This is a genomic window from Rhodococcus sp. WWJCD1, assembly GCF_002258735.1.
Lineage (GTDB): Bacteria > Actinomycetota > Actinomycetes > Mycobacteriales > Mycobacteriaceae > Rhodococcoides.
In genome coordinates this window covers 152600-174542 of record NZ_NOXY01000033.1, presented here as the reverse complement: position 1 = coordinate 174542, position 21943 = coordinate 152600, and the positions used below count along the sequence as shown (strand labels likewise).

Here is a 21943-nt window from a genome sequence, read left to right as displayed (position 1 = left end):
GGGGATTTCACTCGTTTCGCGCTCTAACCTGCTGTGAGACGTAACGAACAACGAACGCAGTCCGACAGTGCGAGTGACGGCAGTACCACTGACGGCTGGGGCGAGATGAAGGCGGCGACACCACTATGAACGCAGGGCTCGGCATACGTATCGGTTCGGTGACAGCGGCTGCTGCACTCGACACCGACCCCGTGACCTCGGTGGTCAAGCGTTCGGCACTCGATCTTCGCCCCGGCGCGGCCCCGAGCCTGGCCGAGCTGTGGGACCGATCGGCCCGCCACCTGATCAGCGGATTCGCCGACCGAGTGGGCGACCCGGTGGAACTCATCGACGACGACGGCCGCAGTCACCGCGCCGAGGATCTGTACGCCACAGCCGCTCGCGCACTCGTGGCCGAGGTGTCCGCCGGAGCCGATTCCGCCCCCACGGTCGTCGTCACCCACCCCACCCGCTGGACGGCGTACACAGCGGAGGCCCTCGGTGAGGCGCTGGACCGCGCAGGACTGGCCGATGTCACGCTGGTACCCGAGTCCGTTGCCACGATGCGCTGGCTCGAGGTGACTCGCGGAACACAGTCCGACGGCCTCGCCGTGATCTACGACCTGGGTGCCAGCGCCCTCGACGTGACCCTGATTCGGACCGGCACCGACGCGGGAGTCGTCGGCAGCGGTGTCCATTCGCAGGAATTCGGCGGTGCGCAGTTCGATCACGCGATCATGCAGTACGTCCTCGATACCGTCTCGGGAAGTCAGTCGTTCGAGTTCGATCCGTTCGACCCCGACACCGTGGGTGCGCTGGTGGAACTGCGAGCCCGGTGTGGCCAGGCCAAGGAACAACTCTCCTACGACACGTCCACCTCGCTCACTGTCGACCTGCCCGGTCTGCACACCGAGGTTCGCCTGGTGCGCTCCGAGATCGAAGAGCTGGTACGCGCATCGCTGCTGGCATCCGTGGGGGTCGTTCGGGACGCCGTGGCCGCCGCAGGACTCGAGGTCACCGACATCGACCAGGTGGTGCTCGTCGGCGGCAGCTCGGCCATCCCCCTCGTTGCCGAACTCATCTCGTCCGAACTGCGCGCCCCCGTCGTCGCCGGACCTCGTCCGGAACTGACCGTCGCGATCGGAGCCGCGATACTCGGAAGCGACATCACCGACGCCACCGCCGCAGAAGACGCAGCATCCCTGGCTGCGTTCCCCACGGCCTCCGTGGCCTCTGCCGCACCCACAGTTTCGGCCGCGCCGATGCCGCGCCCAACCCCCAGACCGGCACCGACGCCTACTGCCGTCGAATCCGACGCAGGCATGTCGGGCCGTAAGAAGGCCGGCCTGGTCGCCGGATCCGTGGTCGTCCTCGCGCTTCTCGCCGGCGGAGGCTTGTCGGTGGGTACAGCGTTGACCTCCGACAACACCGCTCCGGCCGAGTCCAACGCCGAGATCTCGAGCACACAAACACCGGGAACCACCTCCGCAGTTGCGGACGCCCAGCCCACGACGGCCGCTCCCGGCGAGAACGACGCCGCTGCAGTCGGATCCGAGGGCACCCCCACCACGGTCGTCAACGCCGACGGCACGGTGACGCAGATCGATCCGGCCACCGGCGCACCGGTTGCGGGATCCCCTGCCCCCGCCGCGGCCCCTGCCGACAACGGCGCAGCAACCGTGCCGACCATCCCGTCGGTCGCGGCCCCGACGGTTCCCAGCTACCAACCACCTGCTATGCAGGTCCCGAGCGTGCAGGTTCCCAGCTACCAAGGCCCCACTCTCGGCGATGTCGGTCAAGGCGTGGGTCAGGGGCTCGGCGGCGTGGTCGGCGGAGTCGGTGACGGGCTCGGCGGTGCGGTCGGTGGCGTCGGCGACGGGCTCGGCGGAGTCGTCGGCGGCCTGACCGGCCGCTGAGTCGACCGTGATCAGCATCCGACCATCCCTCGTCGGCGTCGAACGCGCCGATCGTTTCGTTCGTGATGCCCTCGACACCACTGGTTTTCATGTTGTCGTCGGAGTGAACGGCTCCGGTCGCTCCGCTGTTCTCGACGCGATCGCGGCGTCGGTGGATCCGCATCCGGGCAGCATCGCCGATGCACCGTCCGGCTCGACGGTTCTCGTCGACGACGCGCATCTGCTGTCGGAGCAGAGGTTGGACGAGATCGCTGCGGCGGCAACTCGCTCGGACATCACGCTGGTCGTGGCGACGGCTCCGCGCGGGTTCGACTCTCGCATCGAGAAGTTGGTCGCGTCGGCCGGTTCCGGTCGACTGACTCTGGTTCCGCTGGACAAGACGTCGATCGCCGCACGAGCAGCCGCCACTGCACGGCCCATCTCAGCGGCACTGGCCAATGCGATCGCGAAGTCCACCGGGGGAATTCTTGCCGCCGTCGACGCCGCTCTTGCCGCGCTCGGCGCAGAACTCTCCGACCCAGCTCCCCTGCGAGCGGTCTCCGAAGCCGTTGCTGCACAGCATCGTCGGATGTTGCTCGACACCGCCGACGACACTCGGGCACTGCTGCTCGCGGCTCGATTCGGTATCGCTCCTGAGCCCGCGACGGCCGCGCAGCTCGTCGCCCGCTCGAACGAGGTCGAATCTGTCGTCGACCTCGCCTGCAGCTCCGGCTTGCTCGACTCCACCGGCGCATTGGTTACGGCCGCCGAGGTTCCCTTGACCGAACTGATCGGCGATCGGCGCTGCCGCGTACTGCTCCAGTCCGTCACCGACGTCGCAGCCCGATCCCGCCTGCTCGACGCCACCGCCGCGCGTGCGTTGGCGCAGCGCGGCGTCGTTCATGCCAGTCTGGCCGATTTTCTTGTACAGCAGGCAGATTCGGCGTCGGTCGAGACTGCAGGCGCGCTGTACGATGCCGCCGTCGATGCCGGTTTCGATCCGGCGGTGCTCGCCGCCCGGCGGGCCGAGGTCGCGGCCGCCGCCGGCGATCTGGACGAGGCGGGGCGCTACGCCGATGTGATCCTCGACAGCGCCGCCGTCTGCGACTCCTCGGATCTGCGGACAGCGGTTCGAGTCTCGGCCTCGATTGCCGCGCAGCGCGGAATGCTCTCCCGCAGCGCACAACTGTTCGTCTGGCTCGGCGAGGATCGACTCGGGCCCGATGGGGTGTGGGCTGCGCTGTCCGCTGCCGCAGCCGGTGATCGCGGCGGCGCGGACCGGTCGATGACCGCCGTGTCCGCGCTTGCGCCGACGTCGAGCACTGCGTCCGGCACCTTCCTGGTGTCCGGCGTCCTCGGGTCCATCGATTCTCGCAGTGCAGCCGAGTCGAGCGCTGCCGCACACTCGTTGATGCGGGCAATGTCGTTGACCGGCAACGTCTCCGATCGTTCGTGTGCCACCGACACCGCCGCGGCCGTCGCGGCCCTTCATGCGGTGCACTGCGGCGACCTCGCTCGCGTGGATTCCATCCTGGCGCGGGCGCTACCGGAACGGCGTCCAGGGTCCGAGGCACACACCCGACTGATCCTCCTGGGGGCTTGGGCGTCGATGCTGCGGGGCGATGCGGCCGAGGCGAGCTCTGCGCTCGATACCCTCCGGATTCCGTTGTCCCACATGCGTAGTCAGCTCTTCCTGCACGCGATCCGGGTAGGCCTGGCCCGCAGATCGGGTGACGCAGGATCGCTGATGACGGCATGGACCGGTGCACAGAACGTCATCGCCGAATACTCGGCAGATCTGTTCGCGCTGCTACCTCTGGGCGAATTACTCTTGGCTGCAACCCGACTCGGCCAGGTCGACCGCGTCGAACATCTTGTGGGGCAGGCCTCCGATCTGCTCGCCGCGCTCGGAGATCCGCCCGTGTGGGCGTCGGCGCTGCACTGGTATCAGGTTCAGGCGGCCATCGTGGCGCAGACTCCCGACGCGCTGGTGCCGCACGCCAAGGCTCTCGCGGCAGCCGCTCCCACCCACCCCTACAGCGCCGCCCTCGCCGCGGCCGGTCGCGCCTGGCTCGGGGTATTGCAGGGCAGGCCCGATCCGACCGATGTGGAGAATTCGGCACGAACGCTGACGGCGTTCGGACTGCCCTGGGACGGAGCCCGATTGGCCAGCGAGGCCGCGCTGACCGTCAGCGATACCGCGACCGCAACCGCACTGCTGCACATCGCCAGGTCGCTGCGTCAAACCGGATCGCAACCGCCCAACTCGCACCGACGCGACACTTCGGGAACCACGCCGACACCGACGGGTTCGCTGAGCGAACGCGAGGCCGAGGTCGCCGAGTTGCTCGTGCTCGGAGTCACGTACCGCGAGGTGGGCAGCCGCCTCTACATCTCCCCGAAGACCGTCGAACATCATGTGGCTCGTATACGGCGCAGGCTCGGGGCGGAGTCTCGTTCGGAGCTCATCTCGATGCTGCGCGCCATGGGATACGGAGGCTCCACCAGCGCAGCGACCGGCAGTGTAACTGTGTGAGGGCCCGAAGCGACATAACGACCGACCATCGGTAACCGATCAGAACAGGCAGCACCCCCATGACCGAGCAGCCCGGCAGTGTGAGGATCGGCACGCCGGACGTCGGCCTCCATCTGGACGACGAACGCGCCGTCGCCGCGGTGTCGCATCCCATTGCGCCCGGCCCGTCGCTGCACCTGGCGTCGCTGCACTCGACCGTGCTCAACACTCATCCCGACGGCACCGTCTCGCTCGGTGACGCACCCGACGAGAAGTCGGAGGCGTACACGCACTTCCTCGACTCTCTCGCCGACGGCGTCGGCGTCACCGGCAGCAAGGGCACCGTCTTTCCGGCCGAGCAGCTGACGTCGATGGCCCTGTTGTGCCTGCTCACCGAGGTGGCGTCGTCGATCGATCTGCAACCGGGCGACCTCGCCGCGGCCGCCACCTACCCGGCCCGCTGGACGGCCGATCAGGTCTTCGCGTTGCGTTCGGCGATGAATGCGCACGGCCTCGCGCACGTGTCGCTGGTGGCCGAAGCGGAGGCGCTCGCTGCGTGGAATGCGTCGGTGCGAGCGACCCTGGAGAGCAGGGACACAGCCGTCGCCGCGGCGCGCGGTGCAGCGATTCTGGCCTCGGAATTCCCCGTCGACGCCGTCACCGAACGGATCGCGGTGCTGTCCCCCACACGATCCGACCGTCGCCCTCTGTTCGCGGCGGCGGCGTTCGCCTCGGCGTTGATCGTCGGCGCGTCCCTGATCGCGCTGCAGCTGGGGACCTCCACCGACACGACGGTGCCCACCATCGGCAACGCCCAGCTGATACCGCCGACAACGTCGTCCGGGACCGGAGCCGGTGGCCCGATCGATTTCCCCACCGTCGTCGTGGAGCCGGCCGCCGAGATCGCCCCGGTCGCACCTCTTCCGCTGGAAACTACCGAAGAAACGAGCCCGGCCGAAACCTCCGAGAACCCTCGAAGCAAGCCGGACCCGACCGAGATCGACACCCGCCCGGCACTCGAAGCGCCCGAGACCAGAGACCGCGAAGAACCGCGTGAGACCATCGATCCGGTCGAACCCGAACCGGAGGTCCCGGTCGAGGAACCGGCCGACGACACCGGCGAGACGACCGAACCGGATTCGACCGAACCACAACCCGTGACCGAGCAGGCACGTGACGCAGCGACAGAGGGAACTCGATGAGCGGTGCGGGGCATCTCGGAATCACCGTCGGCAACACCAGGTCGGTGGCGGTCCACCGCGTCCGCGCCGACGACGAGCCGACGGTCGTCGTAGTACCGACAACTCTGAGATTCGACGAGGACGGTCGCGCCCATCTCGGCGAACCCGCCGACACCGCGCCCTTCACCCGGTTCGTGGACCTGGTCGGTCAGCAGGAGGACCTCGAACCCGACGCCGCCGCGTACCGCGCCGAGGACTTGATGGCCAACGCGGCCAATTGCCTCGTCACCATGATGTCTTCGGCAACCGAGTCGGCCGACGCACCCGTCACGACCATGACGTACCCGACGCGATGGCCGCGCGAGAGCGTAGCGCTGCTGCGTGATGCGCTCGATCACGCCGGTCTCACCGCAATCGCACTGGTGCCCGACGCGAAAGCCGCCAGCACCTTCGCGCAACGCAACCCCGGCACGGCCGCCACGGTGATCGACATCGGTGCCACCGGCACCGACATCTCGACGTATCCCGGAGGCGGAACGGTTCGCACCACCGCCGTCAGCGGAGACGTGTTCACCGACGCACTGTTCGATCACGTGGTCACCGATCGCGAGCACATCGATCTGTCCGACGCCGCAGTCCTGGCCGCCCTCACCGGCGTCGTTGCCTCCTGCGAGGCAGCCAAACATGCGCTCAGCACGGACGAGCAGGCCACCATCTCGGTCGATCTGCCGGGCCTGTCGCAGACCACGACCGTGACGCGAGCCGAGTTCGCCGAGCTGGTCGCGCCTTCGGTCCGCACCCTCGACGTGCCGCAGACCGGGACCGTGGTGCTCACCGGAGGCAGCGCCGAACTGGAGTCGGTGGCGGCGGAGATCGCCGAACGGACGTCGGGCCGGCTCGTCGTCGAGCCACTCGCAGCGCCCCGAGGCGCACTGCTGCTCGCCGAGGTCGACGATGTCGACGGCAACTCTCTCGTCACCGGTGCCGCACCGATCGTGACCCGCAACGACGGCACCGATTCGCTCGATACCGACGCCATTCCTGTTGTAGCGCCGGAGAAGTCCCTCGCCTTCTCCGAGGCGATGCCGGCGGTGGCACCGATGTTCGAGCCCTCGGAGTTCCGGTCCCACCCCGTCGAACCGGCAGAGGAGAACGCGTCGAACAGCGGTGCCGTGCCTGCGGTCGCCCCGGCCCTCGCGTCGACCGAGGCGAAGAAGGAACGCAGCGAACGCTCGCGCACCATCACGACCATCATTGCCGGCGCTGCGGCGGGCGTGGTGATCGTTCTGGCAATCGCGGCGGTCAGTGGCGTGTTCGGCAGCTCGCCGGCTCCGACGCCCCCGGCCGTCACCGATGCGGGCTCGCCGGTCGTCACCTCGACGCGCACGCCGACGACCACCACAACCGTCACTCCTGCTCCAACCGTCGTCGCGCCGGAGGTGGTCGACGAACCGACGTACGAGCCGTACGTCCCGCCCCAACCCGCGCCGCTGCCTGCGCCGCCGCCCGCACCGATCCCCACGCCTCCGCCCGTGATCGCCACCACCGTCCCGGTGCCGACCACGACCCCGGTGACGACAACCCCGGTCGCGACGACCACGACCCCAGCTACCACCACCACGACGACAACCACGTCTGCTGAAACCGATACACCCTGAGCTGCGCAAACACTGGTTCAGCGACTGATGCCCTAGGGTGGGGCGCTGATACCAAGCACCCGATGAAGGGATTTCATGCGTAACACCGGGGCTCTGCGTGCTGCAGTGCTGTGCTCGACGGCTTTCCTACTGTTCGCTTCGTTCTCCGGAACAGCGGCCGCCGAGCCCGTCGTCCAATCTCCTGCCGATCGGCTTCCCGCAGAGCTCGTCGAGGCCGTGCAGCGCGATCTCAAGATCTCCCCGCAGGAGTATCTCGATCGAGCCGCTCGCGCGCAGGAACTGTCCGCCTACGCATCGGACTTCCGTGCCAGCCGCCCCGCCGATTTCGCCGGCGCATGGATCGGACCCGACGGTAACGCCGTCGTCGCCGTCACCTCCCCTGCCGCAGCTCAGGCAGTGGCCAAGGACGGATATGCCACCGCTCAGTCACCGGTGTCGGCGGACGGGCTGGAGAAGTCGCTGGCAGACCTCAACGGGTGGATCGCCGGCCTCCCCCGTGAGATCTCCGAGCAGATCAACGGAACGGCCATCGACTTCATCGACAACCAGGTGGTCATCGACCTGGTGAACAGCCCGATCGGTAGCGCGCTCAACCTCCCGACGCTGCTGGCCAACATCAAGGTCATCCTGTCCCCCGGTGGAAACAAGCCGGTCGACCCGACTCCCATGGGCGGCGACACCTACGTCACCAGCACCGGGCCCATCGCCGACGCTCCGACCACCGACATCAGCATCTGTTCGTTCGGGTTCAACGCCGTCGACAAGTCCGGTGATGCCGTCAATTTGAGTGCCGGACACTGCAATCCGAACAAGGCCACCGGAGCCGGCGGCGCACCGGTCTACCTTCCCGATCCGGCGGACATCGGGCGCAGCACCCAGATCGGGTCGTTCGATCGGTCGAGCCTGGGCGCACAGGACGGCCTCGACTGGTCGGTGATCGCCCTGAACGACAGCGGCATCGCATCCGGCCTCGACCGCCCCACCGTCCGCGGAGCCAACGGCAGCACCGTCACGATCACCGGAACCGCAGCACCCGTGATCGGAGCGCCGGTCTGCAAGTCCGGACAGTCGTCGTCGTTCACGTGCGGCGTTGTCGCAGCCGACCGAGTCGAGACGCAGCTCTACATGGAGGACGGCACCTCCCGCACGGTTCGTGGATTCGCCAGCACCGCGTGCACTCTGGCGGGTGACAGCGGCGGTGCCATCGTCACCGGAACACTCGCGCTCGGGATCACCAGCGGATCGAACAGCGGTGGCGCACCCGATTGCAACGAAGCGAATTTGGCGCTGGCGCAGTACGGCGGCACCGCGAGCCTGGGCATTCCCATCGATCAGGTCGTCGACGCAACCGAAGCGACTCTGCGAACCGAATGAGCAGGTAGGTCGGCAGCTGTCCACCCCCTATAGTCAGTGAACGGCATCACATCGTGGATGCCTCGGGGGAGGGGTTTCATGCGTCGCCGTGCGCTGGGGTTGTCGATTGCCGTGTCATGCGTGATGGCGATGGCGGTGTTCGCTCCTGTCGCCGCTGCCGCACCGGCAGTGGGTGCGAATCCGGTACTGCCACCCGAGCTGGCCGAAGCCGTGGCCCGCGACCTCGGGCTCGATCCGCAACAGTTCCTCGATCGAGCCGACGCGGCTCGACGGTTGGCGGAGTTCGCTGTCGCCGTCGGATCCGAGGGCGTCACGGGTACCTGGCTCGATGCGGACGGCCGGCCTGTCGTCACGGTAGTGGACGGCCCCATCTACGCCGAGGTGGCCGACGCCGCGTCGGCCAACGGGTTCGCTACCGTCGCCTCCGGGATAGAGATTCCGCAGGGAGTACGTGACGCCGTCGACCCACTACTGGAGCTGCTCCCCTTCGACGTCGCGCCCACTGCCGGTCCGATACGTCCCAGTTCCTATCTCGGGGGAGACAGCTTCCTCGCGGGCACCCCGGCCGGCCTCGGTTTGCGTTGCTCGCTCGGATTCAATGCCGTCGACCCGACGCGTGGGTCGGTCAACATCACTGCGGGCCATTGCAATCCGGCAGCAACCGGTTCTGCGGATTCGACCGGCGCTTACCCGATGTACGGGACTCTCGTCGGGTCGAAGTTCGGCTCGTTCTACCGAACCAGCCAGTCGCACAACGATTACGCTTTGATCGACATCGACGACGCCAACGTCGGAGGATTCGAGAGCAATGCGGTGCGAGTGCCCGGCTCGGGGCCGCTGCACGTCACCGGAACGGTGGATCCCATCGTGGGTGCGCCGGTCTGCAAGTCAGGCTCCAGAACCGGATTCAGTTGCGGCACAATCCTGTCCACGGGCCAGAACGTCACCATGGGTGAGGCCGTCATGGACCGAAGCTTCTCCACCTCCATCTGCGCTCTCCGCGGAGACAGCGGTGGACCGATCGTCAGCGGCACCCTCGCAGTCGGCATCGCCAGCGCATCGAATGTGGGCGATCAACCGTCCTGCGAAATCGCGACGGTGTTCACCATGCTGCAGGGCCAGCGACCCGAGTTGTTTGCCACCCCCATCAACGATGTGCTGGCCGAGAACCCCGGACTGACGGTTCGCACGTCGTAGCCATACGCAGCGCACAAAAAACCCGCACCCTCGACGAGAGTGCGGGTTTTCGTGTGGGACGTTGCTTACTTGGCGTACACCGAGGTGCCGGGTGCCGCGTTCAGCGTGTTGAGCAGATCGATACCTGCCACAACGAGAGTCGGGCCACCGGCGACGATCGTGCCGACGATTCCACCGATGGTTGCAAACAGCGGAACGGAAGCCAAGACGACCGGTCCGGCGAGCACTCCGAGAGCACCGATACCGAATCCGATGGCAGTTCCGGTGAAGCCGCCGATGGCAGTCGCGATACCGAGCTGCGAGGAGAAGTTCTGCTGTGCCGCGAGGTTTTCCTCGGGCGATGCGACGGTCGTTGCACCGATGCTGCGCGAGTTCGCCGACGCCTTCGTGAAGTCGAGGGTCGGGATCAGGCGCAGGGTCTTGCCGTTGTCATCGACGTTCTGCTCGTACGGGAAGTTCAGTCCGCCCAGGTTGAACGAGAGCGGGAGAGTCACGAGAGTCTTGTCAGCGGCGTCGAGGACGTCGACCGTCTTGCCGTCGTCGGCAACCTTGAAGACACCTGCATCGATGGTGGTGACGATCGTGCGGTCTTCGAGATCGACGGTGTAATTCGTGTCCGGAGTCGTCGTGCTGGAATCGGGCTGCGCGTAGGCGGTTCCGCTGGCCAGACCCATCGCCACTGCGACGAAGGCCGAGGTGACGACCAGTTTACTGAGTTTCATGTGGAATTCTGTTCCGTTTCTGTGATGTGCGCGCTCGACGGGAACAGGTCCTGCCGGGCTCCAAGCCACCCCGATGACCCTTTTGCGACGTTCGGTGCGACCGAAGTGTAGCGCACGAATCGTACCGTTCGTTGTCCTTTTGCAACTACTCCGACACCTATCAGTTATCAACTGTCACAAACATATTCGATTTCCGCAGCACACGGGGCTGCAGAGCCTCACCATGTCGCGAAAATGTCGTTCGATCGGTCGATTACAACATAGGAAGGGGCGGCAGTTCCCGCACGCGAGCGGCCCCACCACGGCGTCGACTCGGCAGCGCAGCAGGCAGGTTAGGACTGCCTTCTCGACAGCACTACTGGGGCCTACGCCTAACGTGACCTACGAGACAACCTACTGACGAGTTCAGCCCACCCGTCGGATGGCCTCATTTCGACGCCCACCAGCATCGTTTGCCAGAACGATGCTAAGTTACCCATCAGTACAGTCGCATAGCTACTCGTGAGTAACTTAAGCCGTCATCCTGCTCGACGGGCTGAACCAGCGGTAGCTGTCCCAGCTGCCACCTACAGCGAAAGGCCACGACATGAACGCCCTGACGATCACGTTGGGCACAGTCGGTGCTCTGCTCAGCCTCGTGTGTTGGTACGCCTTCATTCGTGGGGCCCTGCGCATGTTCAACATCGTGAGGCTGGGTCAGCCGGCACCCGACCGTTGGCGACCGATCGTCCCCCGCTTCAAGCAGATGATCATCGAGTTCGCCGCCCACACCAAGATGGTCAAGTTCCGTACCGTCGGCTGGGCGCACTGGCTGGTGATGATCGGCTTCATGGTCGGGTCCGTGTTCTGGTTCGAGGCATACGGACAGACGTTCAACCCCGAGTTCCACTGGCCAATCGTCGGCGACACCGCGATCTACCACCTGATGGACGAGATTCTCGGGCTCGGCACGGTCATCGGCATCACCACGCTGATCATCATTCGCCAGCTCAACCACCCGCGTAAGCCCGAGCGTCAGTCGCGCTTCGCCGGCTCCGGGTTCAAGGCCGCCTACTTCGTCGAGGCCGTCGTGCTCATCGAGGGCCTGGGCATGGTGTTCGTCAAGGCGGGCAAGATCGCCACCTACGGACACTCGAACCCGTACACCGACTTCTTCACTATGCGCCTCGCCGAGCTGCTGCCGGCCAACTCCAACATGGTCTCGATCTTTGCGCTGATCAAGCTGATGTCCGGCATGATCTGGCTCTACATCGTGGGCACCCGCATCAACTGGGGCGTCGCGTGGCACCGCTTCACCGCGTTCCCGAACATCTACTTCAAGCGCATGGACGACGGAACCGTCGCACTCGGCCCGGCCAAGCCGATGATGTCCGGCGGCAAGGTCCTCGAGATGGAAGAGGCCGATCCCGACGTCGACGCGTTCGGCGCAGGCAAGATCGAGGACTTCAGCTGGAAGGGCTGGCTCGACTTCACCACGTGCACCGAGTGCGGCCGCTGCCAGTCGCAGTGCCCCGCGTGGAACACCGGCAAGCCCCTCTCCCCCAAGCTGCTGATCATGTCGCTGCGCGACCACAGCCACGCCAAGGCTCCGTACCTGTTGGCCGGCGGCAAGAAGGACATGGCCGGTGACGAGGTCGGACTCGTCGACGCCGAGGGCAACGTCGATCAGGCCAAGCTCGACGCCATCCCGCAGGCCGCCCGTGACGAGGCCGATCGCAAGCTCGTCGCCGACGCCATCGAGGGCGGCATCATCGACCCCGAGGTGCTGTGGAGCTGCACCACCTGTGGTGCCTGCGTCGAGCAGTGCCCGGTGGACATCGAGCACGTCGACCACATCATCGACATGCGCCGCTACCAGGTGCTCATCGAATCGGAGTTCCCGTCCGAGCTCGCAGGTCTGTTCAAGAACCTCGAGAACAAGGGCAACCCGTGGGGCCAGAACTCCAAGGACCGGCTCAACTGGATCAACGAGATGGACTTCGACATCCCGGTCTTCGGCCAGGACGCCGACTCGTTCCAGGACTACGAATACCTCTTCTGGGTCGGCTGTGCCGGTGCCTACGAGGACCGCGCGAAGAAGACCACGAAGGCCGTCGCCGAGCTGCTCGCCACCGCAGGTGTGAAGTTCATGGTGCTCGGTGCCGATGAGACCTGCACCGGCGACTCCGCTCGCCGTGCGGGCAACGAGTTCCTGTTCCAGCAGCTCGCGATGCAGAACATCGAAACGCTGAACAACGTGTTCGACGGTGTCGAGCAGACCAAGCGCAAGATCGTCGTCACCTGCGCCCACTGCTTCAACGCACTCGGCAACGAGTACCCGCAGGTCGGCGGCGACTACGACGTGGTGCACCACACGCAGCTGCTCAACCGCCTCGTGCGCCAGAAGAAGCTGATCCCGGTGGCCTCGGTCAGCCAGGACATCACGTACCACGATCCGTGCTACCTCGGCCGTCACAACAAGGTGTACGACGCTCCGCGTGAGCTCATGGCCGCGTCGGGCTCCAACCTCAAGGAGATGCCGCGTCACGGTGAGCGTTCCATGTGCTGTGGTGCCGGTGGCGCTCGCATGTGGATGGAAGAGAACATCGGCAAGCGCATCAACATCGACCGGGTCGACGAGGCACTCGCGACCAACCCGAAGAAGATCGCCACAGGTTGCCCGTTCTGCCGCGTCATGCTCACCGACGGTGTCACTGCCCGGCAGGAAGGCGGCGCGCACGAGGGCGTCGAGGTTGTCGATGTCGCGCAGCTGATGCTCGAGTCGATCACCCGCGTCGAGTCCTCGGTGCTGGCCGAGAACATCAAGGTCATCCCGCGTGAGCGCACTCCGGAGGAGAAGCTCGAAACCGAAAAGGCGATGGAGGTCGAAGAGGCCGAGCGCATCGCACCCGTCGAAGAGCCGGCCGAGGCGAAGACCGCTCCGGCAGCTCCCGCTCCCAAGGCCGGCGGCGGACTGAAGATGAAGGGTCTGGCCAAGGCACCAGGGGCGAAGGCACCCGGTTCCGCTGCCAAGGCCGACACCGTCGAGCCTGACACCAAAGGGGCCGCTCCCGCCGACGCTGCTCCGAAGCCGAAGGGTCTCGGAATGGCCGGAGGCAAGGCACCCGGTGGCAAGGGTCTGCAGATGAAAGGCAAGGCTCCCGGCGCGAAGGCGTCGGCACCTGCAGCTGCACCTGCCGACGCTCCCGCGGCGTCCGACGCACCCGCCACAGCCGAAGCTTCCGAGTCGACCCCCACCGTCAAGCCCAAGGGTCTGGCCGTGAAGTCGGGCTTCAAGAAGCCGGGAGCCAAGGCACCGGGCAAGCCCGCCGAGGCTGCACCGGCTGCTGCGGCACCTGCCCCCGAGGCCGCGAGCGAATCCGCGAAATCGGGCGCTGCCGCAAGCGAATCCAAGCCGACCGTCCAGCCGAAGGGCCTGGCCGTGAAGTCCGGATTCAAGAAGCCGGGAGCCAAGACCGCGAGTGCCCCTGCGGCGAAAGCTCCGGCTGCCGAGGCACCTGCTGCTGAGGCACCTGCTGCTGAGGCATCTGCTTCCGAGGCACCTGTTGCCGAGGCCGCGACCTCGGAAGCACCCGCCGCCGCAGAGCCCGCTGCAACGAATACGGCTGCAGCAGAATCCAAGCCGACCGTCCAGCCCAAGGGCCTGGCCGTGAAGTCCGGATTCAAGAAGCCAGGCGCGCGGACACCGGGTGCGGCGGCCGCTGCACCTGCGGCGACACCAGCCGAGCCGGCAAAGGCGGAGCCGGAGAAGGCCGAGCCGACCCCGGAAGCCGAGGCACCGGTGGCCGAAGCACCGGTAGCCGACGCACCGACTACCGAGGCACCAGCGGCCGAGGCACCGGAAGCAGAGGCACCGAAGGCAGAGGCACCGAAGGCAGAGGCACCGAAGGCAGAAGAGTCGGACACTGCAGCCGATGCGGCGTCCAGCGGTTCGGATGATCGGACTCCGCCCAAGCCGAAGGCCGGTGGACTCGGATTCGCTCCGGGAGCCAAGGTTCCGGGTCGCCGAAAGTAACCTCACACCCTTTTTACCGACTGCGCGCCCCCGCTCACCTCAGAGCAGGGGCGCGCAGTCGTCAGTAGGGGTGTGAGGTCCCCGGCCACGCTGTACACGGGCACCGTTATCCACAGGCACCGAGTTATCCACAATCGGGCACAGGGGCTTGTCCAAAGCGATTGCGCTGGAGAGCATTCCTGCATGACCCGCATCGTCTCGCGATCCGACGCTCTCGCCCGCGGCACCTCCGACGCCGAATTGCAGCGGTACTGCCGAACGCGGGCCTGGCGTCGACTGCGACCCGGGCGGTTCGTGAGCAGGACACAGTTCGACTCGCTCACAACGGAAGAGAAGCACCGCGTCATCGCGGAGGCTGTGTTCGACGCGACCACCTCACCCGACGCAGTCGTCAGTCATGTGAGCGCGGCCGTCTTTCACGGTCTCGACGTGTGGAATGCCGATCTGAGCCGAGTGCACATCACGCGCAATCGCGCCCGTGGTGGTGGGCGCAGCAGCGCCGTCAGAAGTCTGCACGCGTCTCCCTACACGGACGAGGAAGTCACGACCTTCGACGGTGTGCTGGTTACGGGGCTCGCGCGAACCGTCGCCGATTGCGCTCGCACTCTTCCGTTCGAGACGGCGGTGTGCATTGCGGATGTCGCCGCGCGAACCGCAGGTGTGACGGTGGAACAGATTGTTGCAGTGCTGGATTCATGCCCGAACCATCCCGGGAATCGGATGGCCCGCAAGGTTGCGCGATTCATGGACGGCCGGTCCGAGAGTGTGGGTGAATCGCGTACCCGGGTGTTGCTGCATCACCTGGGTCACACCCCACAGCTGCAGGTACCGATCACAGATTCCCGTGGCTTCGTCGGGCGCGTGGACTTCGACCTGCCCGAGATCGAGACCGTGCTCGAATTCGACGGCAAGGTGAAGTACGGACGCTATGTGCCGGAAGGAAGGTCCGCGGCGGACGTGGTGTGGGAAGAGAAGCGTCGCGAGGATCGCATTCGCGCAACCGGCCGTCAGGTAGTGCGCATCGCCTGGGCAGACCTCGACCGTCCCCAACTGGTCGATCGGATGATTCTCGACGCTGCCGAGCGCGCCCGAAACCGTAAGTGAGCGCCTCTTCTACCGACTGCGCGCCCCCGCTCACGTCGGAGCAGGGGCGCGCACCCTGCAAATGCGGCGTGAAGCTCCTGTCGCACCCCCGCGACGTGGACGAATCGGGCACCGTGAGTATGGTCGGAAACGCACGGCATACCCGACAAGTAGGAGCAGGCATGACCGACGACGCGGACAAGCTCTGGCGACGCTACGACGCGTGGTGGGCGGCGTTGACCCCCGACGACCGAGCACACGTCGAGAAGTGTTGCGAATCGGGCCGCACCGACGAGCGCCTCTGCGCACTGATCCTCGAGAACGACGGCCCGTCGAAGGCCGCGTTCGAGGCAGGCAGCAAGTTGTCCGTGGGCAACAGCAAGTACTGCGCCATCCCCAGCGCGCTGCTCGAGTTTCTCGAGGCGAAGCGCGCACACCCCCCACTCAGCTAGGGGGACGCCACAGCTCCAGCTCGGGGATTCCGGGCGGCGTGAATCCCATGACCTGGCCGTAGAAGGACAGTTCGGACTCTCGTGCGTTCACCTGAGTGTCGAGTTTGCGGAATCCGTGCGACTCGCCTGCGTAGGCCAGGTATGCGTGCGGAATTCCTTTCTGCACCATGGCGTCTCGGAATCGCTCGGCCTGTGACGGCGGCACGATCGGATCGTCCAGTCCTTGCAACAACAGCACCGGGCACGAGAGTCCGTCGACGTTGTTGACCGGTGCGCGGGTTCGGTACAGGTCGATGGCCTCGGGCAAGGGTCCGATGAGGCCGTCGATGTAGCGGGATTCGAAGTCGTGGGTCTCGGCGACGAACAGCTCGAGCTCGGCGACACCGAAATACGAAGCCCCGCACGCGAATACATCCGAAGACGTCAGTGCTGCCAACACCGTCCAACCACCTGCGGAGCCACCTTCGATGGCCAACCGGCGCGGGTCGGCGAGGCCGCTGTCGGCGAGCCCCTGCACTGCGGCGATGGTGTCTTCCACGTCGACGACGCCCCACTGCCCGCGCAGGCGATTGCGGTATTCGCGGCCGTACCCGCTCGACCCGCCGTAGTTCACATCCACGACGCCGATGCCGCGGCTGGTGAAGTACGCGAACAGCGGGTTCAGTGCGGGTGCCACGTGTGCCGTGGGGCCGCCGTGCACGAACGCGACGTACGGCGGGAGTTCCCCGTCGAGCCCTTCGTACGACGGGTTGCGCGGCGCATAGGCAATGGCGTGCACCTCGCGGTTCGGTCCACGGAACGTCACCTGACGTCCCTCCGGCAAGTACGCACCGTCGGGGACGGACTCGAAACCCGAACGCACAGGCGTGAGTTCACGGGTTTCGAGATCGAGTGCGAACAGCCCGCTCGCCACCTGCGCGCCACCGCCCTTGATCAACACGGTCGATCCACGGCGCCCACCGAGACCTACCGACGTCACACCCTCGAGCGCGATGTCGTCCAGAGTGTCGGATGCAGGGTCGAGCACGGCGAGGGTGTCGGTACCGACGGTCCGCACGGTCAGCATCTTTCCGTCGCCCAGCACCTCGTACCAACTCGATCCGAGTCGCCACAGCGGGGCCCCGAAATCGGCGTCGAGCGTCAGCAGCGATGCTAGAGCTCCGTCGAGCGTCACCGAATACAGGTTCCACCAACCACTTCGGTCGCTGATGACGTACAACCGTTGGTCGTCGATCCACTCCGGCTGCATCACCGATTCATCGGTCGAACCCAGCAGCACCGTCCAGGACGACGGATCGGCCAGCAAAGCCACGCGCAGTTCGGTTCCGTCCCAGGGCATCTGCGGATGGTTCCACGCTATCCAAGCGATGCGAGTGCCGTCGGGCGACAAGCGCGGGAACGCCAGAAAGTCCGAGCCCGCCACCAACGAGCGCACTCCGCCGCCGCTCAGGTCGATCGCCACGATGTCTCGCGATACCGCACCGGCGTCGTGCATCTCGCGGACGGCGATGACGTCGTTACCGACCACCGACAATTCGGCGTACCGGATGCTCGACGCCACAGCCGGTTTCGGAGTCAGCGGCACGGGTGACCCGCCGGGGGTGAGGCGATAGACGCGTTGATCGGAGAACTCGGCGAACACCAGGTCGCCGTCTGCGGTCGCAGTCCATGCCCCGCCGCCGTATTCGTGGACTCGGGTGCGGGCGTTGAACGGTGCGGGGAGAATCGGCTGCACCTCTCCGTCGACGTGGCGACAGATCGCCGTCCGACCTTGTTCGGCAGGTCGCAGTTCCGACCACCAGATCTCGTCGCCGACGTAGCGACCGCCCTCGACGGGATGGCCCGCGGACGACAGGTCTGCTGCAGTGATGGGCGAAGGCCAGGATCCGAAGGCGAGTGCAGTCACGAGCTCCACCCTAGTGAACTGACGTGGCCGTAACGCGTTGTTCACCGGCCCTTCAACAGTGACCCGGATGATGGAGCACAAGCAGCAGTAGGGGGAACACCATGCGCCGGACCACTACCCAATCGGTGGACCACGAGATTCTGACATTCGGCCGAACCTGGCAGGGATACGGCGGCGGCAGCGACGAGGACATCTACGTCGCATTCGGTGTCGACGGGCGTACCTATTTCCAGCGGCTGCGTCGTATTCTCGATTCGCCGGTGGCCGAGGATCTGTCCCCCGACGAGCGGGCGGCGATCCTCGACATCTGCCGAACGAGACTCACCTGAGCCACCGTCACACCGGCGTCAACAGTTCCGGGCTGTTGTTCTTGACGCTGTTCACCGCGGTACTCACCTCGTAGGGCGCGAGCCGGGGTTCCGGGATTGCCGCCAACATGTCCTGCACCGCGCCCAGGTCGGTCACGGTGGGATCGAGCCAGCTCGCGCGGAGATCCGGTGGGAGCACGACCGGCGAGCGATCGTGGATGTGGCCGAGCGCATCGGCTGCCGGCGAGGTGAGGACGGTGACCGACCAGACCCAGCGGTTTTCGTCGTCGTCTGCTTTGGTGGGGTCTCGCCAGAGTTCGTACAGGCCGGCCATCGCCAATACGCCGTCCTCGTGCAGGAAGTACGGCACCTTCGCGCCGTCGCGCTTCTCCCACTCGTAGTACCCGTCTGCAGGCACGATGCAGCGTCGACGGCTCGCGGCCTTCTTGAACGACGGCTTCTCGGTGATGGTCTCCGACCTGGCGTTGATCAGCCGGGAACCGATTTTCGCGTCCTTCGCCCAGGAGGGGATCAGACCCCAGCGCACCGAACGCAATTGCCGCACGGCGTCGGACTCCGGCTCGTCCTTGGGTGCGCGTTCGAGCACCGTACGCACCGTCTGCGTCGGGGCCACGTTGTACGACGGCGGCACCTCCTCGCCCACTGTTTCGGCGATGTCGAACACCGCCTGGAGGTCGGTGTCACTCCGGGTACTGGCATACCGTCCGCACATGAGTCGATTGTTCCACTCGCCACCGACAACCCGGCCGAAACAACCTTGTGGAAACCGACACCGCTCGCCTGGCACGATATGACGGGTGACCACTCCACAGATCAACTCCCAGCCGCGTTACCGCACGTTGCAGCAGTCGACCAAGCTGCAGAACGTGCTGTACGAGATCCGTGGACCGGTACACGCCCATGCCGCCCGACTCGAAGCCGAGGGGCACCGCATCCTCAAGCTCAACATCGGTAATCCGGCTCCGTTCGGCTTCGAGGCCCCCGACGTGATCGTGCGAGACATGATCGCCGCACTGCCCGTCGCCCAGGGTTACTCGGAGTCGAAGGGCATTCTGTCGGCGCGACGTGCCATCGTCACCCGCTACGAGCTCGAACCGGGTTTCCCCGAGCTCGACGTCGACGACATCTATCTCGGTAACGGGGTGTCCGAGCTCATCACGATGACGATGCAGGCGTTGCTCGACGACGGTGACGAGGTGCTGATCCCGGCCCCGGACTACCCGCTGTGGACGGCGATGACGACGCTGTCCGGTGGCAAAGCCGTGCACTACATGTGCGACGAGGAGAACGGGTGGAATCCCGATCTGGCCGACATCGAGTCGAAGATCACTCCCAAGACCGTCGCCCTGCTGGTGATCAACCCCAACAATCCGACCGGCGCGGTGTACTCGAAGGAAGTTCTGCAGGGCATCGTCGATCTGGCGCGCAAGCACCAGCTGTTGTTGCTCGCGGACGAGATCTACGACCGCATTCTCTACGACGACGCGCAGCACACCTCGCTGGCGAGCCTGGCTCCCGATCTGCTGTGCCTGACCTACAACGGGCTGTCCAAGGCGTATCGCGTGGCCGGCTACCGCGCGGGATGGCTCGCGATCACCGGGCCGAAGAAGCACGCAGCGGGGTTCATCGAGGGAATCGACCTGCTCGCGTCGACGCGGCTGTGCCCCAATGTGCCTGCGCAGCATGCCATTCAGGTCGCACTCGGTGGTTATCAGAGCATCGAGGATCTGATCCTGCCCGGCGGACGCCTGCTCGAGCAGCGTGACGTCGCATGGGAGAAACTCAACGCGATTCATGGCGTCTCGTGCGTCAAGCCGCGGGGAGCGCTGTACGCGTTTCCGCGACTCGATCCCGAAGTGCACGAAATCTACGACGACGAAAAACTGGTGCAGGATCTGTTACTACAGGAGAAAATCCTCGTGGTTCAGGGGACCGGCTTCAACTGGCCCGGTCACGATCACGTGCGCATCGTGACTCTGCCTTGGGCACGAGATCTGGCTGTGGCGATCGAAAGGTTCGGCAACTTTCTCGCTTCCTACAAGCAGTGAGGTCGAAAGTTACGCTCGAGTAGTTGAAAGTGACGCAAGAAACTTGGGTGGGAGCGCGCCCCACGGCCGAATGATCTGTAGATTGGCGGACGGCACTTCGGTGCCCGCGAGCCCTGGTCGTCCCCGCCCCCCGGGTCGGTCAGGTGGTGGCGGGGGACGCCCCCCCTGCTCCCCGCCACCGAGCTCCTCGCATCGGCCACCGAGATGGCCCCGTACTAGCCTTGCACCGTGGAACCACACGGCAATCATCCCGACGGCACCAAGCCGGGCCTCGACTCCCATGTGGGCCACGGTCACGGACACAGCGACAGTCCGGTGCCGCTCGGCCCGGTCGCCGCCAAGGTCGTCGTCGGACTGCTCGTCGTCATCGGTATAGCCGTCATCGCCGGTGCATTCGCGCTGTGGCCCAGCAAACAGAACATCGACATCCCACTGCCGTTCCAGACCTCGGGCGGAGGTGCGGTGTCCACCGAGGCGGGCACCATCACGTCGCAGAGCATCGGGCCATGCGGGAGTCCCGACGCAGGCAGAGCGTTCACCGGCAACCCGACGCCTGCGGTCAACGACTCGTACGAATGTCAGCGCAGCATCGTCGACATCACTTCGGGCCAGGACGCGGGCAAGCGGACGGTGCTCGAGATCGCGCCGGGTCCCGGCCAACCGACGCTGAGCGCCGGTGAGGACATCCGACTGGTTCTGCAGGCAGATCCTTCCGGTGGAATCCGCTACTCCTTCAACGACTATTCCCGCGGACTTCCGCTCGGGTTGATCGTCGGCGTGTTCGCAGTGGTCATCTGCGTCGTTGCCCGCTGGCGGGGATTCCGCGCGCTGGTCGGCCTACTCATTGCGTTCGCCGTGCTGGTGGTGTTCATGTTGCCGGCTCTGCTCGACGGCGCACCCGCCATTCCCGTCGCTCTCGTCGCCGGTGCGGTGATCCTCTACGCCGTGCTGTATCTGGCGCACGGGGTGAATCTGCGCACAAGTTCGGCGCTACTGGGCACACTGACCTCGATGGGCCTGGCCGCAGTCCTGTCGTACGTCGCGATTCGGATGACGCACCTGACCGGGTTGTCGGAGGAACAGAACACCGCGGTGCAGACGTACATCGGCACCGTCAGTGTCACGGGGCTGCTGTTGGCCGGCTTCATCATCGGCTCGCTCGGTGTGCTCAACGACGTGACGATCACTCAGGCCTCGGCGGCCTTCGAGTTGGCATCGGTCGACGAGACCGCGTCGCGGCGCGAGATCTTCACCGCCGCGATGCGGGTGGGGCGCGATCACATCGCCAGTACCGTCTACACCCTCGTACTCGCCTACGCCGGTGGCGCGCTGCCGCTGCTGTTGCTCTTCAGCGTCGCCGATCGGTCGATTCAGGACGTGTTGACCGGCGACGCCGTGTCGATCGAAATAGTCAGATCCTCCGTGGGCGGTGTAGCCCTCGCGTTGTCGGTGCCCCTCACCACCGCGATCGCCGTGCTGCTCGCCCGGCCGATCAGCTCGTCCAGAAAAGGCGCGTCGTCGTCGCGGACGCCCAAGCCCGCTCGATCGCGGGGCTCGGGTCGCCACAGCGCGTAGTGCGGCGGAGCCGC

The 21943-nt window shown here is 66.2% G+C and carries 15 protein-coding genes; 12 read left to right on the top strand and 3 right to left on the bottom strand.

What is annotated here, in order from left to right; all coding sequences use genetic code 11:
* The first annotated feature begins 125 nt into the window (after positions 1–125).
* From CH286_RS26965 to CH286_RS26940, 6 genes are all read left to right on the top strand, one after another.
* Positions 126–1895: an Hsp70 family protein gene (locus tag CH286_RS26965; RefSeq protein ID WP_094610925.1), complete on the top strand. Its 1770-nt coding sequence runs from the start codon at positions 126–128 to the stop codon at positions 1893–1895.
* A gap of 7 nt (positions 1896–1902) precedes the next feature.
* The gene (locus CH286_RS26960; RefSeq protein WP_094610924.1) at positions 1903–4410 is read left to right on the top strand and encodes a helix-turn-helix transcriptional regulator; all 2508 of its coding nucleotides are present in this window, start codon (positions 1903–1905) and stop codon (positions 4408–4410) included.
* A gap of 59 nt (positions 4411–4469) precedes the next feature.
* Positions 4470–5591 (top strand): hypothetical protein, encoded by a 1122-nt coding sequence (locus CH286_RS27990; protein ID WP_094610923.1) that lies wholly within the window; start codon positions 4470–4472, stop codon positions 5589–5591.
* Positions 5588–7228, top strand: a complete 1641-nt coding sequence (locus CH286_RS26950; RefSeq protein ID WP_094610922.1) for an Hsp70 family protein — start codon at positions 5588–5590, stop codon at positions 7226–7228. The genes CH286_RS27990 and CH286_RS26950 overlap by 4 nt, the downstream gene beginning before the upstream one ends.
* 75 nt (positions 7229–7303) lie before the next feature.
* On the top strand, positions 7304–8602 hold the full coding sequence (locus CH286_RS26945; RefSeq protein WP_176458366.1) for a S1 family peptidase: 1299 nt from the start codon (positions 7304–7306) through the stop codon (positions 8600–8602).
* Positions 8603–8680: 78 nt separating this feature from the next.
* Positions 8681–9799 carry a S1 family peptidase gene (locus tag CH286_RS26940; protein ID WP_176458365.1) on the top strand — a complete coding sequence of 373 codons (1119 nt, stop codon included), beginning with the start codon at positions 8681–8683 and terminating at the stop codon, positions 9797–9799.
* A 65-nt stretch (positions 9800–9864) separates the two neighbouring features.
* Here CH286_RS26940 and CH286_RS26935 read toward each other — a convergent pair whose 3' ends face one another.
* The gene (locus CH286_RS26935; protein WP_094610920.1) at positions 9865–10521 is read right to left on the bottom strand and encodes a hypothetical protein; all 657 of its coding nucleotides are present in this window, start codon (positions 10519–10521) and stop codon (positions 9865–9867) included.
* A gap of 586 nt (positions 10522–11107) precedes the next feature.
* On the opposite strand from CH286_RS26935, the gene CH286_RS26930 reads away from it, so the two are divergent.
* From CH286_RS26930 to CH286_RS26920, 3 genes are all read left to right on the top strand, one after another.
* Positions 11108–14536: a (Fe-S)-binding protein gene (locus CH286_RS26930; protein WP_094610919.1), complete on the top strand. Its 3429-nt coding sequence runs from the start codon at positions 11108–11110 to the stop codon at positions 14534–14536.
* A gap of 183 nt (positions 14537–14719) precedes the next feature.
* Positions 14720–15640, top strand: a complete 921-nt coding sequence (locus tag CH286_RS26925; protein WP_094610918.1) for a hypothetical protein — start codon at positions 14720–14722, stop codon at positions 15638–15640.
* Positions 15641–15801: 161 nt separating this feature from the next.
* Positions 15802–16071, top strand: coding sequence for a hypothetical protein (locus tag CH286_RS26920; RefSeq protein WP_141215907.1), 270 nt, complete (start codon positions 15802–15804; stop codon positions 16069–16071).
* Here CH286_RS26920 and CH286_RS26915 read toward each other — a convergent pair.
* Positions 16064–17977, bottom strand: a complete 1914-nt coding sequence (locus tag CH286_RS26915) for a dipeptidyl-peptidase 5 (RefSeq protein ID WP_094610982.1) — start codon at positions 17975–17977, stop codon at positions 16064–16066. The two genes, CH286_RS26920 and CH286_RS26915, sit on opposite strands and share 8 nt — an antisense overlap.
* Before the next feature lie 101 nt (positions 17978–18078).
* Here CH286_RS26915 and CH286_RS26910 point away from each other — a divergent pair, with 101 nt between their 5' ends.
* Positions 18079–18306, top strand: a complete 228-nt coding sequence (locus CH286_RS26910; RefSeq protein WP_032405525.1) for a DUF3263 domain-containing protein — start codon at positions 18079–18081, stop codon at positions 18304–18306.
* Positions 18307–18313: 7 nt separating this feature from the next.
* Here the strand turns inward: CH286_RS26910 and CH286_RS26905 are convergent, their stop codons facing one another.
* Positions 18314–19018, bottom strand: a complete 705-nt coding sequence (locus CH286_RS26905; RefSeq protein WP_032405524.1) for an SOS response-associated peptidase — start codon at positions 19016–19018, stop codon at positions 18314–18316.
* Between the two features lie 85 nt (positions 19019–19103).
* On the opposite strand from CH286_RS26905, the gene CH286_RS26900 reads away from it, so the two are divergent.
* Together CH286_RS26900 and CH286_RS26895 are read left to right on the top strand one after the other, a co-directional pair.
* On the top strand, positions 19104–20354 hold the full coding sequence (locus tag CH286_RS26900) for a pyridoxal phosphate-dependent aminotransferase (protein ID WP_032376196.1): 1251 nt from the start codon (positions 19104–19106) through the stop codon (positions 20352–20354).
* Between the two features lie 228 nt (positions 20355–20582).
* Positions 20583–21929: a YibE/F family protein gene (locus tag CH286_RS26895; RefSeq protein WP_052057749.1), complete on the top strand. Its 1347-nt coding sequence runs from the start codon at positions 20583–20585 to the stop codon at positions 21927–21929.
* Positions 21930–21943: the final 14 nt, after the last annotated feature.

What these genes read in the sequence shown, in the direction of transcription:
- CH286_RS26920 (WP_141215907.1), top strand. Translation starts at nt 15,802, where the DNA reads ATGACCGACGACGCGGACAAGCTCTGGCGACGCTACGACGCGTGGTGG.
- CH286_RS26930 (WP_094610919.1), top strand. Translation starts at nt 11,108, where the DNA reads ATGAACGCCCTGACGATCACGTTGGGCACAGTCGGTGCTCTGCTCAGC.
- CH286_RS26910 (WP_032405525.1), top strand. Translation starts at nt 18,079, where the DNA reads ATGCGCCGGACCACTACCCAATCGGTGGACCACGAGATTCTGACATTC.
- CH286_RS26940 (WP_176458365.1), top strand. Translation starts at nt 8,681, where the DNA reads ATGCGTCGCCGTGCGCTGGGGTTGTCGATTGCCGTGTCATGCGTGATG.
- CH286_RS26925 (WP_094610918.1), top strand. Translation starts at nt 14,720, where the DNA reads ATGACCCGCATCGTCTCGCGATCCGACGCTCTCGCCCGCGGCACCTCC.
- CH286_RS27990 (WP_094610923.1), top strand. Translation starts at nt 4,470, where the DNA reads ATGACCGAGCAGCCCGGCAGTGTGAGGATCGGCACGCCGGACGTCGGC.
- CH286_RS26905 (WP_032405524.1), bottom strand. Translation starts at nt 19,018, where the DNA reads ATGTGCGGACGGTATGCCAGTACCCGGAGTGACACCGACCTCCAGGCG.
- CH286_RS26935 (WP_094610920.1), bottom strand. Translation starts at nt 10,521, where the DNA reads ATGAAACTCAGTAAACTGGTCGTCACCTCGGCCTTCGTCGCAGTGGCG.
- CH286_RS26965 (WP_094610925.1), top strand. Translation starts at nt 126, where the DNA reads ATGAACGCAGGGCTCGGCATACGTATCGGTTCGGTGACAGCGGCTGCT.
- CH286_RS26950 (WP_094610922.1), top strand. Translation starts at nt 5,588, where the DNA reads ATGAGCGGTGCGGGGCATCTCGGAATCACCGTCGGCAACACCAGGTCG.
- CH286_RS26945 (WP_176458366.1), top strand. Translation starts at nt 7,304, where the DNA reads ATGCGTAACACCGGGGCTCTGCGTGCTGCAGTGCTGTGCTCGACGGCT.